Genomic DNA, 17,773 nt, shown 5'->3' on the forward strand with positions numbered 1-17,773 from the left:
CTCGTTTTCATTCAAAACATAAATTATTTGTCTAAGTTACGGACTTCGATCGGTATCAAACTGCGTTTAAGATAGTCTCTATATTGTTCGTATTGCTCAGGCAGCATTAAGCCCTCACCCATTGTTTCCTGTGATTCATCATGAGCAAACCCAGGAGGATCAGTCGCAATCTCGAATAATATTTCTCCATGTTCTCTGAAGTAAATGGCATTGAAGTAATTTCGATCTTGAACAGGAGTAACACCATAGCCATTGTCAGCAACATATTTTTGCCATTCCAGTTGATCATTGTCATCGCTGGCTCTCCATGCGATGTGATGAACTGTCCCAACACCCATTTGCCCTCTTTGTGTACGATCGACTTTTAGATCAATGATATTTCCAATATCAGCTAAAGAGCGGAAGCGGCTGTAGTCTCCTTCTTGACCTATCAATTCCAGTCCCATTACTTTTTCCAGCAATTCTGCTGTTTTTTCAGGCTTAGTTGAGTATAGGGTCGCACCACCAAAACCTTTGATAGCGACATCTGGAGTCACATCTCCAAAAGTCCAGGAATTAATTTCTCCTTCTTCCCGCTCAACAATTTCTAAATGTAATCCATGTGGGTCATCGAATTGTAAGTACTGCTCATTAAAACGTTCGCTTTTGCTAAAAGAGATATTGAATTTCTCCAATCTTTGTTCCCAAAATTTCATGGCTCCTTTAGGCACTACATAACTAGTCACACCTACTTGACCGCCGCCAATTTTTCCTTGACGCGCTCCTACCCATGGGAAGAAGGTAATGATTGTTCCTGGTTTTCCACCTTCATTACCAAAATATAAATGGTACGTTTCTGGGTCATCAAAGTTGACCGTTTGTTTTACTAAACGTAAACCAAGCACTCCTGCATAAAAATCTACGTTCTCTTGCGGATGGCCTACAATTGCTGTAATGTGGTGAATTCCCATTGTTCTTTTAGTCATTTCTTTTCCCTCCAAATTTATATAATCAAAGCTATGTCTTATCTTGTATTAACAACTTGGCTGCTTGAGAAACATTTCTTATGGCTTCATCTTTCTCCCCCACAATTCCTTAATTGGCAAACATTATAACCAATTGATATATTATGAATTAGAGATAAATGTTTATAAAAAAATTATACATTCTGTGCATACTGCCCTAACTTTTTTAATTGTTTAATCATAACCTTTTTTTCTTCCGTCGTTAGGCCTGCACAGATCTCTTTCAATGCCAATTTATGTTCTGGAAAAACAGCATCCAGCAAATCTGTTCCGGCTTGGGTAATAGTCGCATAGGTGATACGTCGATCTTCCGGACAAGCCTTTCTCTGTATCAATTTTTTCTTTTCCAGCTTATCCACTACATACGTCATACTGCTACTTGCGATCAAAACCTTCTCACCAATTTTTTGTATCGGCTGCTCACCTTTACTATAAATCATCTCCAGAACAGCAAATTCCGTTGGATTTAATCCTAAGGACTTAATCTCTTCTTCCACACTTTTCTTTATTGCATTTAAAGCTCTTGTTAAAACAATAAATAATCTCAGGGACAATTCTTCCTCAGTTTGCGCTTGGATTTTATCGTCCATTAATACCAGTCCTTCTTTTATCTCGATTTCGAGATAATTATATAATGAACTATTTCCTTTGTCAACTCCATTTTAAGAATCAATATTTTGAAGGCGACGCTGTGATCCGGAATGACTTTTTACAGAAAAATAAAAGGCCTGAACAATACTAACATGATTCAGACCTTTTACTCGGTTATTTCTTTCAGTTGACCTTACGCTTTTTTCCTTGCCTGTTGCTCTTCTAAATCTATTACAAGTTCCTTTCCTTCTTTTTCGCTATTTTTCATCAAAATCAGCTCGTTATTCAATCCTTTATAGGTTGAATAACACATAACTAACATCATAACGGATAACGGGACAGCTGCTGCGACGAGTGCAGATTGCAACCCTTGCAATCCTCCTGTCACAATAAGGACAATTGAAATGCCTGCAATGACAGCTCCCCAAACAATCTTTGTCCTAGTTTTTGGATTAGGATTTCCATTTTCACTAATCATTCCTAAAACGAAGACTGCCGAATTCGCTGATGTAATGAAGAAAATCAGTACAAGCACCATTGCGAGGATACTTAGAAAAGTACTCATTGGGAAATACTCGAAGAATTTAAATAAAGCAGACGTGACGTCTGAAGATACCGCGTTTGCAAGTTCAGTCGCTCCATCAATTTGGATAAGGTGAATAGCAGATCCTCCCATAGTCGCAAACCAGAAGAATGAACCAACTACCGGAATGAATACCGCTCCCATCATGAATTCCTTAATCGTCCGCCCTTTTGAAATTCTGGCAACAAAGCTGCCCACAAGTGGTGCCCATGCAATCCACCAGCCGAAGTAAAATAATGTCCAACTCGCAATCCAAGAGCCATCATTATAGGGTTCTGTTCGGAAAGACATGCCAATGAAATTTTGTGCATAATCGCCAATTCCTTGGAAAAATATTTTAAAAATACTTTGAGTCGGCCCAAGAAATAAGATTAATCCAAGTAAAGCAAACGCCAATAACATGTTTAAATTCGATAGATGTTTCATTGCGCCTTGAAGACCTGATACCGTTGAACCTACGTAGATCAATGTAACAGCCAGAACAATGAATATTTGCACGCTAAAATTAACAGGTAATCCCCAAAGAACATTGACTCCACTGTTTACTTGCAATGTTCCGAAACCCAGGGAAGTTGCAATTCCTATTACAATAGAAAGAATAACAATAATATCAATCGTTTTACCGAATTTCCCACGAATTTTGTCCCCAACCAAAGGGTAAAAAACTGAACTTAATGAAGCAGGAAGCTTTTTTCTATATTGGAAAAAGGCAAGAGATACCCCTACCAATGCGTAACAGGCCCATGCGGATACGCCCCAGTGTAAGTAAACAAACTGCATGGCAAGCTTAGCCGATTCCTCTGAGGAACCATTTCCAAATGGAGGGTCAATATAATAGGATACGGGTTCAGCTACTCCCCAAAACACTAAGCTGATTCCAATTGAAGCACTGAATAACATTCCAACCCAAGTTGCTGTTTTATATTCCGGGCGATCAGAGTCTTCTCCTAATCTAATATGACCAAACTTTGAAAGCCCTACGTACATACAGAAAGCAAAAAATACAAATACACTTCCTAAGATAAACCATCCCAAGTTATTATAAATAAACGATAACGATGAAGTGGAAAATTTCTCCACCTGCTTTGGAATAAAAACACCAAGACTAATCAAAAATAGACTGAAAGCTAATGAGATATAAAAGACTGCTTTCTTTCCCTTCATATTAACACTCCTATTGTTTTTATATATTCCCTCTTAAGCAAATGCACCTTGGCCTATTTGCGCCCAGACTTTATCGAGCCCCTCTCAATACATTTCATCTAAAAATCTGTGGCCTCCACCAGAAGCTTTCACTTTATTCAGCCGGAGTTCACCTCCTCACTGAATGGAATCATCTGCATTCATCTCACCACTTATAGAAGTGAGAGCTGAATGAAGTTAAACGAAGCTTACAATAATATTTGTAAGCGTTTACCATCGAATCTTTAGTTATAAAGAGTATAGGTAAGTTTTTTATAAAGCTATCCAGAAAGCTTAATCAAATTGGGTGGGATCATTCTTACCGCTTCCTGTAAAAGGGGCACTTTTCCTCGAAACAACTTTGATCAGATCCACTCATTTATGGGAGCCTTTCTCCAAGATGAATGGCCGACCCAGTTCATTTCCTCCAATCGCGGGAAACTTTCTGCGAGATCGACGACCGTCTCAGTCTACTTCCTCTAAAATGGCCTCTATTCTTCAAGGTAAAAAGCCATTTTGATTGGCCCACCAATAAAGGTCATTAATACCGCACCCACTTCAAAGATGGCAGAAATACCTCCGTCCCCTTAATCAAATTCGCCTTGGCCTATTTGCGCCCAGATTTTTCGAGCCGTCGCTCGATAAATTCCCTCTAAAAATCTGTGGCATCTGCCGGAGGCTTTCACTTTATTCAGCCGAGTTTGAACCCCCACTGGATGGAACACCTATATGCATTCACCACTTAGAGAAGTGGGTGACTTCGGCTGAATAAAGTTTAAATTAAGCTTCCATTCAGGTTGACTATTACGAAATTTTCAACGCATTGAAAGAACGTTTTAAACCGATTTTTCTTGATGGCCTGAATATTTTCTTATCCTAAAACTTTTCTCTTTATTTGAGAAGTCAAAATTTCCACCATCTTCTCTCCTACTTCGGAAGTAGTAGCCGTTCCTCCCATATCGGGTGTAAGAAACTCTTTTGTGGAGAGCAACTCTTCAATTCCAGAAGCGATTGCTTTTCCATACTCTTTATATCCAAAGAAATCTAGCATTTGACTAGCAGACCAAATAGTTGCCAGCGGATTGCTCAAACCCTTCCCGGCTATATCAGGAGCTGATCCGTGGACCGGTTCAAACATTGATGGATATCTTCTTTCCGGATTGATGTTGGCACCTGCGGCAAGTCCAATGCCGCCGGCGATAGCTGCTCCAACATCAGTCAAGATATCACCGAATAAATTGGAAGTAACGATGATTTCAAATCGTTTCGGATCAGTTATCATCAGCATCGCCGCCGCATCAACAAGATAAGAGGCTGTTTTTACTTCTGGATAATCCAAGCTTACTTCTTCGAACACTTCATCCCAGAAAACCATCGAATAATTCAGAGCATTTGCTTTAGAAATACTTGTAAGTGTCTTTCCTTCCCTTTTAGCGACTTCAAAAGCATAACGGATGATACGTTCTGTCCCTTTACGGGAAAATACAGCATTTTGCAATACAACTTCGTTATCTTGACCCTTGAAAAGCCAATCACCAGCCCCAGCGTATTCTCCTTCGGTATTCTCGCGAATGAACAACATATCGATCTCATCGTTTTTAACATTGGCTAAAGCGGAATGAGCTCCATGCAATAATTGAACGGGACGAAGATTAACGTATTGATCAAAGCTTTTACGAATCACTAACAGTAAGTCCCATAAAGAAATGTGATCAGGGACGCCTGGAAACCCGACTGCCCCTAAATAAATGGCGGCAAAGTCCTTTAGCTGATCAATACCGTCATCATCCATCATTTTTCCATGCTTCGTGTAAAATTCGCATCCCCACGGGAAGTATGTGAAATCAAATTCGAAGCTTGAATCAAGCTCGGCTATTTTATTTAATACTTTAACACCTTCATTGATGACTTCCGGACCGATCCCGTCACCCGGAATTACCGCTATTCTATAAGTTTTCATGCCTGTCCCTCATTCTTAACTTTGATTCCAAACAACCAATTTCATTTCCGTCATTTCTTCCACCGCATATTTAACGCCTTCACGGCCGGTTCCACTGTTTTTTACGCCGCCGTACGGCATTTGATCCACTCTAAATGTCGGCACATCATTGACAATAACCCCGCCAACATACAGTTTTTTTACTGCTTGCATGGCATTTTTTATATTGTTAGTATAAATTCCGGCTTGAAGTCCGAAACGGGAGTCATTGACATAGCCGATAGCTTCCTCAACAGACCCTACTTTATTAATCACAACGACTGGTGCAAACACTTCCTGGCAAGATACTTTTAAATCAGAAGCGGCATCCGTAATAATCGTTGGCTCAAGTATTCTACCAGTCAGCTTTCCTCCGGTTCTGATAGTCGCCTGTTCTTTTGCTTCAGCAATCCACGCCAATGCACGATCTGTATCATCTTGGGAGATTAAAGCAGAAATATCTGTTTCGGGATCAAGTGGATCTCCAACTTTCAACTGTTTTGCTGCTTCGGCAAACTTAGATACAAACTCTTCGTACACTTCCTCATGAACATATACACGTTGCAGGGAAATACATACTTGCCCTTGGTTGGAGAATGCTCCCATAATACATCGATCAATAATGGAATCTATCACTACATCTTTATCGATAATGAGTGCTGAGTTGGATCCAAGCTCAAGTGTTGTCTTTTTCAAACCGGCTTTATTTCGGATACCAATTCCAACACTCGGGCTGCCGGTAAACGTAACCATATTTACACGGTCATCTTCAACAATGGCCTCTCCTACCACTCTTCCAGAGCCTGTTACTACATTTAGTACTCCTGCCGGAAGTCCAGCTTCTTCAAAAACCTCTGCAATAAAGAGAGCAGATAACGGAGTTTGTGAAGCAGGTTTTAAAACAATCGTATTTCCCGCCGCGATCGCCGGTCCCACCTTATGCGCTACTAAATTCATCGGAAAATTAAACGGCGTAATCGCTCCAACCACTCCGATGGGCTCTCTTACGGTGTAACCAAAACGACCTGCTCCGCTCTCCGCTGCGTCAAACGGAATCGTTTCTCCATGAATTCTTTTTGCTTCTTCAGCAGCAAACTTATATGTCTCTATCGTTCTCGCTACTTCGGCTTTGGCAAAAACAATCGGTTTTGCTGCCTCAAAAGCGATGATTTTTGCTGCTTCATCTGCTTTATCTCTTAGAATAGTGACAGCCTTTTCCAAAATTTCTGCCCGCTCAAAAGCAGTCATGTTGCCAATGATTGAACGAGCTTCACTGGCACTATTGATTGCATCAAGCGTCTGCTTCTTGCTCGCTGCCGCGATTTGAGCGATCTCTTCACCCGAATAGGGAGAATAGAGAGGGGTGTAGCTTAATGCTGCCACCCGCTCGCCATTGATGATTAACGACCTTTTTTCTGATTTCACATCACTTTGAACCTTACTCATCAATAGCCTCCAATACCATCTCGTGAAATTGTATAATAGCTTGTTCAGAAGAAGAATATCTGCCATGCTCAAAAGCTCGTGAACGGAACCCGACTTGCTCTAACTCCACTAGGTCAATATCTTCCTGACGAACTTGCTCTGCAAAGGCCACTAAATCCTTCTCTTCCTGAGTCAATTCCTCATCACGGAAATAATACGTGTACTCAATTAATGTATTTTCATGGTCTATTGGTTTTAATTGAATCGTAGCCATATTTCCCGGACCTGGATAAATGGTTAACATCAAGTTTGGCCATAACCAATAGAAGGAGCCTCCTTGCATTTCAGCTTCATCCAGTTCTATAGAGCCATAATTCTTATCTGGCTTCACGATGGACGCTTGGTAAGAGTAATTATCACAGGTCATGATTTGATACGCATTCATATCCAAAGTTGCAATAAAACTTGGATGTGCCACATGGCAGTGATCACATTCCAAATAATTATCCACAAATGCTTTCCAGTTCGCTTTAAGATGCCTTGTTTTTACATTTGTTCTTTTTAATTCACTCAAGAATGAAAATTTGCTTAAATGCTCAAAGAAGTCTCCATAAGATTCGGATAACGGTTTCGCATCGTCATCCAAGTTGACAAAAATAAGCGATTCCAAAACTTCCATTCGGACTGGTCGCAAACAGGCGTCTTGGACACAGGCTGCATCTTCCCCTCTAAAATTAGGTGCCTTATTTAATTTTCCGTCTAGCTTGAAAGTCCAACCGTGGTATCCACATTGTAAAATTCTTTTTTTACCAGATTCATTTTTTTCTAGTTTTGTAGCACGGTGAGGACAAACGTTATAGAAAGCGCGGATGACACCGTCTTGTCCGCGAACCACAATAATCGGCTCATTAGCAACTTCCGTTGTAAAAAATGATCCCTCCTTCTCCAATTGGCTAACGTGGCCAACCTTTTGCCACGCTTTTGAAAAAATGGCATCAATTTCTTTTTCTAATACTTTTGGGTCAGTGTATTTATCATAAGAAAGTGTTCTTTCGAATGTACGATTTGACTTGTTAATTACCTTGTTATACGCCATAAATAATTCCCCCTGATTTTATTGTTATCAAATTCGCCTCGGTGTATCTGCGCCCAGATTTTATTGAGCCCCACTGATAAATTCCCGTTGAAAATCTGTGGCATCGCCGGAGGCTTTAACTTGATTCAGCCGGGGTCTGACCCCCCACTAAATGGAAAACCAATATGCATTCATCTCACCACTTATAGAAGTCGGGGACTTCTGCTAAATGATGTTAAATATTAAATAAAATTCAGCTTGCCTTTTCAGCTTTGCCAAATGGTTCCCCAGAAACCTTGATCGAGCTGGTTGGACATCCATCATGTGCATCCTCTAAATCATCTTCAAATTCCTCCGGCACTTGGCACTCTCCAGAATTATTGTCTAAAATTACATAAGAGATGCCTTCTTCGTCATAATCAAAGATGTCTGGTGCTGTTTCTCCACAAGCTCCACATGCAATGCAGGTCTCTTGATCTACCCATGTGTATTTTGCCATCTGAAAACCTCCCCTGTTTGTTGACATTTAATATCAAATTCGCCTTGGCGTATCCCAGATTTTATCAAGCGAAGCTCGATACATTTCTCTGATCCCAGAGGCTTTAACTTGATTCAACCGAGGTTTGCCCCCCTACCTACACGCATTCATTCATCTCACCACTTACAGAAGCAGGAGACTTCTGCCGAATTAAGTTAAAATTTTATCTTTGCTTTCCATCAATGTTGTACTGTGGACAGCCTGCACTTTCGCAGTCGGGTCAATATAAACTTTTGCATTGCTCACTGCTGTCGGTGCTTCGCCGAAACCACTTGCGATCAGTTTGACCTTTCCTTCGTACGTGCAAATATCGCCTGCCGCATAAATCCCTGGAATATTCGTCTCCATTTTGGAATTAACAACAATTGAATTTTTGCTGATTTCTAGTCCCCAATTCGTAATTGGGCCTAGTGAAGAAACAAAACCGTAATTCACTAATACAGCATCTGCATTCAATTCGATTTCTTTATCACCCTTGGCTTCTGCAACAACCACTTTTTCAATTTTTTCATCACCAACAAGCTCAGTCGGCACATATGGAGTTAAAACTTCGACCTTTGATTTCATCAATAAATCCACACTGTGCTCATGTGCCCGGAATTTATCTCTGCGATGAACGATTGTGACTTTTTTTGCAACCGGTTCCAACATCAAAGCCCAATCTACAGCTGAATCTCCTCCACCAAAAACAACCACTTCTTGACCTTCGAATTGCGCTAAGTTTTGTACAGAGTAATGGAGATTCGTGCTCTCAAATTTTTCTTCGCCCTCAATTTTCAATTTCCGAGGCTGAAAGGCACCATTCCCTGCTGTAATGATCACAGCTTTGGAATAATGAGCTTCTTTGTTCGTTGTAATAGCAAACAGCTTTTCATTCAACCGAGCGATACTTTCAACGGACTGGTTTAAACAAGCTTTTGTTTCAAATTGCTTCACTTGCTCCAATAAGTTATTAATCAATTCCTGTCCGCTGACTTTAGGAAAACCAGCAATGTCATAAATATATTTCTCTGGGTATAAGGCAGACAGCTGACCACCCAATTGCGGCAGACTTTCAATAATTTTTACCGAAGCATTGCGCATCCCCGCATAAAAGGCGGTAAACAGCCCTACGGGTCCTCCCCCAATAACCGTAATATCATATTCTTTTATTTGTGCTCCCATAAGCAAGCCCCCTCTTATCTAAACTAAAAGGTATTCTTTTTTATCAAATTCGCCTGGCGTAATGGCGCCCAGATTTTATCAAGCGAAGCTCGATACATTTCCTCTGAAAATCTATGGCATCCGCCAGAGGCTTTAACTTGATTCAGCCGGAGTTTGGACCCCCACTGAATGGAATACCAATGCTCATTCATCTCACCACTTACAAAAGTGGGAGACTTCTGATGAATGAAGTTAAAAGCTTATGTTTACTTAATGCAACTACCATGCCACCTCTTAAAAAACGTGTAAGGTTCAGCTAAAATAAAAAAAATAGGTGCAAAATTCATTTTTTTGAGTTATATTAAACTCGAAATCAACGAAGGGTTGAGTTAATTTTGATTCATTTAGATAAGGGGGGCTTTATTTGAACAAAAAAGCAGAGGATAATACTTTAGAAATAACGATGGAGGCTCTTCTGAGAATACTTGATTATTCTTCGGATGAGATTTTTGTATTGGATGGAGAGCAAAGAATTGTGTATGTTAACCGAACCTGTGAAAAACATTATGGATTGAAACCTTCTGAAATCATTGGAAAGTTAAATCTCGACTTATTTAACAAAGGATATTGGAAGCCCTCCATTGTTCCGGAAGTTTACGAGACGAAAAAACCCTGTTACATGAAGCAAGAGACCTATATTGGAACGGAATTAATGTCATCTGCTATTCCGATTTTAAATGAGGAAAATGAAATTGAATTAGTGGTTATCACCTCTTCTGAGCTCCAGAGATACAAGCTGCTAAAGAACGGAGAACCGGAAAATAAAAATGAGCAAGAACCCGAAACAAGTTCAAGAAAAATGATTGCCAACTGTGAAAAGATGAGGAAAATCCTTAAATTTTGTACAAAAATTGCAGGAACAGATTCCACAGTCCTCATTTTAGGTGAGTCAGGAACAGGTAAGGGTGTCCTTGCCCAGCATATCCACCAAATTAGTAAAAGAAAAAGTCAACCTTTCATGAATATTAATTGTGCTGCTATCCCTGCAGAACTGTTAGAATCTGAGTTATTCGGATATACAGAAGGTGCCTTCACTGGGGCAAAAGGTTCAGGAAAAGAAGGATTAATTGCAGCCGCAGATGGCGGAACTTTATTCCTTGATGAGATTGGTGAAATGCCAATGGGCATTCAAGCAAAATTGCTTCAAGTAATCCAGGACAAAGAGTTCATTCCACTTGGCAGTAATGAGACAAGAAAAGTGGATATTCGGATTATTGCAGCCACAAACCGAAATTTGTTAGAGATGGTGCAAGAAAAGACGTTTCGTGAGGACTTATTCTATCGTTTAAACGTTGTCGATGTTCATTTACCGCCACTTAAAGAAAGAAAAGAAGAAATCATTCCACTAACATACCGTTTTTTAAATAAATTCAATAAAAAATATAACGAAAATAAAGTTATTTCAAAAGAATGTCTGGATATTCTCATTCAATATTCTTGGCCGGGAAACGTCCGCCAGCTTGAAAACTTAATGGAACGACTAGTAGTGATCAGCAATTCCATTATCCAGGTTGATGACCTTCCAGATTTGATAAAAGACAGCGTTGGACCAACCCCAAAGCTTTTGCAAGCCACAACCCTCGATAAAGCACTGGCTGATACAACAAGAATCTTAATAAGGAAATCATATATAGAACATCGCTCTTCAAGGAAAGTAGCCAGCGATTTAAGTATTAGTCAAACAAAAGTTTCTCGGCTGATTAGAGAATATTGCCAAGATTTAATTGGTTGAGACAACAACAGTGGATCATTCCAAATGGATGATCATTATTCACCTAGATGGCTATTTTTTTACTGGGTTTCCCGCGACTTTTAGGTTGGAGGCGGATGCCTCCTTCCGAGGAAACCTTTGTAAAGAAAACGCTCCCCACGGCAATAAGACATACAGTTGAACGAGGAGCAGTTATCAACTTTTCCCCCTTTTGGAAAAAATCCAACCTACACGTATGCCATACTTACTGATTGAACCTGCCACTATGTATGCCCTTATCCAACTAGAAGAACAGTTTTTTCTTGCATGTCAATATCTTTTATTATGATAATAGGAATATGGTAAAAAGGAGGTGTAATTAATGGAAATCCACCTGATAGCGAAAAATGAACTAGAGGCACAAGGGATACAATGGATGGTGACATCTCACCTAACCGGTGTTCAACTAATTCCGTGGAATAACGTAGCAGAGTTCCAAGTTGGTGTAATCAATCATCAGCCAGACCTGATTATTTTAGATATGGATGGCTGGAAAGATGAAAGCCAAAGTATTGGTGAGATTCTTCAAAGAAAAAATATCCACTGGCTGGGTCTTTCATCTGAAAGGATTTTTCAAACCGTCTATCAAGCACTTCGTTTTCGGGCGGAGGACGTCCTGTTTCGGCCTTTTTCTCCAATGGATCTAATCAAACAGATTCAGCAATTGCGCTATCAACTAAGAAATAGGCAGCAAAACCCGTCAGAACAAATTTCAGAAAATGACGAGGATTTGTCCGTTGATTACACTGATCTATTTTTGAGCGGACGAAAATACCACACTTCATATATGATAGCTGCTTTTTTAACCCCTAAAAGTGAAAACCTTCCAGTCATATTAGACGAGTTGGAACAATATCCATTTATAGGAAAATACTGGACATTTGCATTATCTGATTTTATTTTATGCGTGCGGGAAACACAGGAAAACGATGTATTTCAAGAGGAATGCCATGGATTTCTTACTCGTTGGAAAGAAATGATGGTCGAGCCCCTTGCAATCATTATTAAAAAAGCAACTCAAGAAGACTCTTTAAAACATACCTATCAGCAGACACGTCAATTAATTAGACGAGTCTTTTTCGAGGGATACGACATTATCTTAACAGCCGAAGAAGAAATCATCTATCAAGAGATGGATCCATTTCTTACACCATTAGAGCAGCGGAAGTGGATTGAAATGCTTGAGCGAAGAAACATAATAGACATTCGTGAATGGATGGAAAGTGAATTCTTGACTTTTCATGAACCCTATCCGGATCCGGAAGTTATTCGCGTTCGTTTAACAAGCGTACTTGCGCAAATCCGACGTTATATGAAATCCCGCAATATTCATACACCATCTTGGGAATCAGCCTACCATCATGTTTTCCATCAAATTGTCAAAAGCCCGATTATTTACGATATTATCCAAGAGTTGATCAAGTTTACGACCGGATTGCTCACTGAGAATCATGATAGCGAGCAAGAAAGAAAACTTGAGCTTGTTGAAAAGGCTAGAGAATTAATTGAATCCAATTATTGGGATGCTCAATGGGGCCTTGCTGCATGCGCTGATACACTTCGAGTCAACAAGAGCACCCTAAGTCGTCGCTTTGCAGCCGAGGCAAGGTATTCATTCCAAAACACGCTCCATCATGTACGGATTAGGGAGGCAAAACGTCTGTTAATAGAAACAGATTTATCTTTAGTTGACATTGCACGATTGAGCGGATACTCTCATCAAACCTATTTTAGTGCTAAATTCAAACAACTTGAAGGCTGTACCCCCTCAGCTTACCGTTCAGGACTCTGAAAACAGATTCTTTTCCTGAACAGTAAGCCTTTTCTATAAACTTTCTTTTCTGAAAAATCGAGTGAAATACATTATAAAAAATACAAAAATACCACCTTATATATCAATATTTTATAAAAACAAAACCATTATATAATATTTTTTTGAAATATTTACTATAAAATTAAATTATCAAGGTGAGGAGGGTAAATAATATGAATGCAATTTCGAAAAATAAGGTCATACAATACAGAGGGACAGAATTAAATACAAAAGGTTGGCAGCAAGAGGCGGCTCTTCGCATGCTGATGAACAATTTAGACCCTGAAGTGGCAGAGCATCCGGACAAACTCGTCGTTTATGGAGGTATTGGAAAAGCAGCCCGTAACTGGGAGTCGTTTGATGCGATTGTAGACACGTTAAAAGAACTGGAGAATGATGAAACCCTACTTGTCCAATCCGGAAAGCCTGTCGTTGTCTTTAAAACACATACAAATGCTCCACGCGTATTGATTGCAAATTCCAACATTGTTCCTGCCTATGCAAACTGGGATACCTTCCATGAGCTGGACAAAAAAGGTCTCATGATGTATGGACAGATGACCGCTGGAAGCTGGATCTACATTGGCTCCCAAGGAATTGTTCAAGGAACCTATGAAACATTTGCAGAGCTTGCGAAACAGCACTTCAATGGTACACTGAAAAATACAATAACAGTTACAGCAGGTCTTGGCGGCATGGGCGGCGCTCAACCATTGGCTGTGACAATGAATGGCGGTGTTGTCATTGCTATTGATGTCGATGAAACAAGAATTGACCGCCGCATCGAAACGCGATATACCGATTTGAAAACCCATTCATTAGAAGAAGCTATTCGTTTAGCTGAGAAAGCTAAGGAAGATGGAAAAGCTTTATCCATTGGTCTGGTCGGCAACGCAGCCGATATTTTGCCACAGATGATCAAACTTAACTTTATTCCGGATGCTTTAACAGATCAAACTTCTGCACATGACCCACTAAATGGTTATGTACCATCTAAGCTGTCAATGGAACAAGCTGCAGAGCTTCGTGAGTCTAATCCAGAGGAATATGTAAAATTATCCAAAGCCTCTATGGCCACTCATGTAAAAGCGATGTTGGAATTGATGGAGAAAGGTGCCATCACTTTTGACTATGGAAATAATATCCGGCAGGTTGCAAAAGATGAAGGCGTTGAAAATGCATTTGATTTTCCTGGGTTTGTTCCAGCCTATATTCGTCCGCAATTTTGCGAAGGCAAAGGCCCTTTCCGCTGGGCTGCCCTTTCAGGAGATCCTGAAGACATTTATAAAACAGACGAAGCCATTTTGCGAGAATTTGCGGATAATGAGCATCTTTGCAATTGGATTCGTATGGCTCAAGAGAAGATTGAATTCCAAGGTCTTCCTTCTCGCATATGCTGGCTAGGCTACGGAGAAAGGGCTCGCTTTGGCAAAATCCTGAATGATCTTGTTGCCAGCGGTGAATTGAAAGCGCCGATTGTTATTGGAAGAGACCACCTTGACTCCGGTTCAGTCGCTTCCCCTAACCGTGAAACCGAAGCAATGAAAGACGGCTCAGATGTTGTTTCAGATTGGCCGCTTCTTAATGCGATGGTCAATGCTGTTGGCGGTGCAACCTGGGTTTCTCTTCATCATGGAGGCGGCGTAGGCATGGGGTATTCCCAGCATTCTGGCGTAGTCATTGTTGCAGATGGATCGAAAGAAGCCGAAACTCGCATTCTCCGCGTATTAACTACTGATCCAGGCATGGGCGTTGTCAGGCATGCTGACGCAGGTTATGAACTTGCGAAGAAAACAGCGCGGGAAAAAGGCATCCACATGCCAATGCTGGATAGAGGTGACAAGTAATGACAAAACCCGTTTGGATCAAACATGCTGCACAGCTGGCTACACTGGCTTCAGAAATGAAAGGTCCTCGCTCAAAAGAAGCAATGGGAGAGCTAAGCCTAATTGAGGATGGCAGTCTGTGGATTGAGGATGGAGTAATCGAAGCTGTCGGTACAACAAGGGAAATCGAAAAGCTGTATAAAGCTAAAGTAAATGACGCTGAGGTTGTGGATGCATCTGAACACTTGGTTACACCAGGCCTTATAGACCCTCATACTCATATTGTATTTGGTGGCAGTCGTGCCCAGGAGTTTGAAATGCGCCTAGAAGGTGCGTCTTATATGGATATCATGAATGCAGGTGGAGGAATCCACGCAACCACGCGAATGACACGGGAAGCCAGTGAAGAAGAACTCCTTGAACAAACGCTCTCCCGGCTCGACTCCTTTCTCAAACATGGCGTGACAACTGTGGAAGGTAAAAGTGGCTACGGAATGAACTTAGAGACTGAATTGAAGCAGCTCAGAGTGATGAAAAACCTGAAAGATAAGCACGCTGTTGACATCGTACCAACGTTTATGGGGGCCCATTCCGTTCCAGTAGAATACAAAGGTCGAGAGGACGAATTTGTTGATCATATCATCAATGATATGCTTCCAGTTGTGGCAGAAGAAAAATTAGCAGAGTTCAATGATGTTTTCTGCGAAAAAGACGTATACACTCCGGAACAATCAGAGCGTATTCTTGAAGCGGGAAAAAAATATGGTCTAACCCCTAAAATCCATGCAGATGAGATTGTCCCTTATGGCGGAGCGGAACTAGCTGCGAAAGTAGGAGCCATTTCAGCTGAACACCTCTTGAAAGCTTCGGATGAAGGAATTAAGGCAATGGCAAAAGCAGGTACGATTGCTTGCCTTCTACCAGCAACTGCCCTATATTTACGTGAAGAAGCTGCAAAAGGAAGAAAAATGATTGACGAAGGAGTTCCTGTTGCCATTTCTACAGATTGCAACCCCGGGTCTTCTCCGACAACTTCAATGCCGTTAGTCATGAACCTGGCATGTATTTCAATGAGAATGACTCCTGCCGAAGCACTTACTGCCGCAACCTATAATGCAGCTTGTGCCATAAAACGCGAAGAACAAGTTGGGTCATTGGAGGTTGGAAAACAAGCGGACGTTGTCCTTTGGAACGTAACAAATTATCAGGAACTACAATATTTATTTGGCGTTAATCACGTTCACTCTGTATGGAAAAAGGGAACACTGGCTTGGTCCAATGGACTCCAGAATTGAAGTAGCTTTCGTTTAATGAGAAACTGATCGGCTAAAAAACTGTTAGTTAAACGAAGAAACCTATAAATGCGGCATGTTGATTCTTTGTAAATCGACATGCCCTATTACTTTTTACCGATCATGCTCACACCCGCGCTCAAATATATGCACTTCTAAAAATCGTTAGGTGAAATCGAATCACTAGTTAGCCACTAGTCAATCATTCAACATTGAGCTCCATTCATGTGTACGTACTATTACATCCCCTCTATTTAAATTGTAGCGCGGCTCTTTTACAATAGACATGCCCCCTATTTATTCAAACAATTTAGCGAAATTCACGTTGGCAAGCTCCACTTGAAAAATTCCCTCTAAAATTCTGTGGCATCCGCCATGGGTGAATCCACACTGAATGGTAATACCAATACGCACTCATCTCACCACTTACAGAAGTCGGAGACTTCTGCTGAATGAAGGTAAAAGTTCTTCATTTTTTTAAAGGAAATAATTATCTAATTGGAGTATATAAGATGAATAGAATTCTAAAGTTTCCAATTCATTCAATGTCTTAGCCCCAAAAATTTTTTAAAAGTGTGTCGATTTAACTTATAATGATTCGTCGTCTTATTTAGAGGCGAAGATTATCTGTGAATAATGCAATCAAAAACTGTTTCAACAACCAAAGGAGGAAATTTCATGTATTCAGTTACTTCGAAAGACGGTACAAAAATCGCTTATGACAAAGTTGGCCAAGGGCCAGCACTTATCCTGGTAGCAGGTGCATTTAGCTACCGAAAATTTCCCCAGCAAGTGGAGTTGGCAGATCTGTTATCCGAGTACTTCACGGTTTACAATTACGACCGCCGTGGCCGAGGTGATAGCGGGGACACACATCCATATGATGTCGCACGCGAAATTGAAGATCTTCAGGCTTTGATTGATGAAGCTGGCGGATCGGCATATGTTTGGGGATTATCTTCGGGAGCTGCTCTGGCCCTCCGAGCCGCAAAGGCTGGGTTAAACATTACCAAGTTGGCTCTGCATGAACCGCCTTTCGTGGTAAGAGCAGAGGATCGAAAGCCACCTAAAGATTTTAGAGAGCATACTTCTGAGCTTATTTCCAAGAATAACAGAGCTGAAGCCATTAAGTACTTTATGACCAAAGGTATGGGAGCACCATCCTTTGTTGTCAGCATGATGCGGATTTTCCCAGGAGTATGGTCTCGACTTATAGAAATTGCCCATACGCTTCCCTATGATGCAGCTTTGTTGGATGGCTATATGGAGGGAAAAGAACTTTCTGTTGAATGGTGGAGCGATGTTACGATGCCAACTTTAGTGTTAGAAGGCACCGAGAGCCCTGCATCTCTTCGCCATAGCGCTCAAGCATTGGCAAATGTGCTCCCCAACGCACAATTGCTGAGTAAAAAAGGGCTAGGGCATACGAAGAAGCTTGACACAAAAAAGATATCACCGGAGCTCACACTTTTTTTTACAGCTAATCACTAATCAAGAAATAAATTTTCACAAT

At 40.8% G+C, this 17,773-nt stretch carries 13 protein-coding genes; 5 read left to right on the plus strand and 8 right to left on the minus strand.

From position 1 onward, the window contains the following. Positions 1–23: 23 nt before the first annotated feature. The 8 genes from H9631_RS04605 to H9631_RS04640 all read right to left on the minus strand — a co-directional run bounded on the left by H9631_RS04605 (position 24) and on the right by H9631_RS04640 (position 9,540). A complete protein-coding gene (locus H9631_RS04605; RefSeq protein ID WP_191810367.1) occupies positions 24–965 on the minus strand; it encodes a ring-cleaving dioxygenase in 942 nt (313 codons plus the stop codon). A 173-nt stretch (positions 966–1,138) separates the two neighbouring features. After that, a complete protein-coding gene (locus H9631_RS04610) occupies positions 1,139–1,594 on the minus strand; it encodes a MarR family winged helix-turn-helix transcriptional regulator (protein ID WP_191810369.1) in 456 nt (151 codons plus the stop codon). A 194-nt stretch (positions 1,595–1,788) separates the two neighbouring features. After that, a complete protein-coding gene (locus tag H9631_RS04615; RefSeq protein WP_191810371.1) occupies positions 1,789–3,342 on the minus strand; it encodes a BCCT family transporter in 1,554 nt (517 codons plus the stop codon). A gap of 889 nt (positions 3,343–4,231) precedes the next feature. Continuing rightward, a complete protein-coding gene (locus H9631_RS04620) occupies positions 4,232–5,320 on the minus strand; it encodes a tartrate dehydrogenase (RefSeq protein ID WP_191810373.1) in 1,089 nt (362 codons plus the stop codon). A gap of 15 nt (positions 5,321–5,335) precedes the next feature. Then, the gene (locus H9631_RS04625) at positions 5,336–6,784 is read right to left on the minus strand and encodes an aldehyde dehydrogenase family protein (RefSeq protein ID WP_191810375.1); all 1,449 of its coding nucleotides are present in this window, start codon (positions 6,782–6,784) and stop codon (positions 5,336–5,338) included. Then, positions 6,777–7,859, minus strand: a complete 1,083-nt coding sequence (locus H9631_RS04630) for an aromatic ring-hydroxylating oxygenase subunit alpha (protein WP_191810377.1) — start codon at positions 7,857–7,859, stop codon at positions 6,777–6,779. Before H9631_RS04630 ends, H9631_RS04625 begins: the two co-directional genes overlap by 8 nt. A gap of 232 nt (positions 7,860–8,091) precedes the next feature. Beyond that, positions 8,092–8,337, minus strand: coding sequence for a ferredoxin (locus H9631_RS04635; protein ID WP_191810378.1), 246 nt, complete (start codon positions 8,335–8,337; stop codon positions 8,092–8,094). 189 nt (positions 8,338–8,526) lie between these two features. Beyond that, a complete protein-coding gene (locus tag H9631_RS04640; protein WP_191810380.1) occupies positions 8,527–9,540 on the minus strand; it encodes an NAD(P)/FAD-dependent oxidoreductase in 1,014 nt (337 codons plus the stop codon). A gap of 403 nt (positions 9,541–9,943) precedes the next feature. Between H9631_RS04640 and H9631_RS04645 the strand changes: the two genes are divergently transcribed. The 5 genes from H9631_RS04645 (at position 9,944) to H9631_RS04665 (ending at position 17,751) form a co-directional block, all read left to right on the plus strand. Further along, positions 9,944–11,311, plus strand: coding sequence for a sigma-54 interaction domain-containing protein (locus H9631_RS04645; protein WP_225220859.1), 1,368 nt, complete (start codon positions 9,944–9,946; stop codon positions 11,309–11,311). Positions 11,312–11,651: 340 nt separating this feature from the next. Beyond that, positions 11,652–13,121 carry a response regulator transcription factor gene (locus tag H9631_RS04650; protein WP_191810383.1) on the plus strand — a complete coding sequence of 490 codons (1,470 nt, stop codon included), beginning with the start codon at positions 11,652–11,654 and terminating at the stop codon, positions 13,119–13,121. 194 nt (positions 13,122–13,315) lie between these two features. Continuing rightward, positions 13,316–14,989: a urocanate hydratase gene (gene hutU, locus H9631_RS04655; RefSeq protein ID WP_191810384.1), complete on the plus strand. Its 1,674-nt coding sequence runs from the start codon at positions 13,316–13,318 to the stop codon at positions 14,987–14,989. After that, a complete protein-coding gene (hutI, locus tag H9631_RS04660) occupies positions 14,989–16,263 on the plus strand; it encodes an imidazolonepropionase (RefSeq protein WP_191810386.1) in 1,275 nt (424 codons plus the stop codon). Before hutU ends, hutI begins: the two co-directional genes overlap by 1 nt. A gap of 675 nt (positions 16,264–16,938) precedes the next feature. After that, on the plus strand, positions 16,939–17,751 hold the full coding sequence (locus H9631_RS04665) for an alpha/beta fold hydrolase (protein WP_191810392.1): 813 nt from the start codon (positions 16,939–16,941) through the stop codon (positions 17,749–17,751). Positions 17,752–17,773 lie beyond the last annotated feature (22 nt).

This window comes from Bacillus norwichensis (assembly GCF_014836955.1).
Classification (GTDB): domain Bacteria; phylum Bacillota; class Bacilli; order Bacillales; family Bacillaceae_C; genus Siminovitchia; species Siminovitchia norwichensis.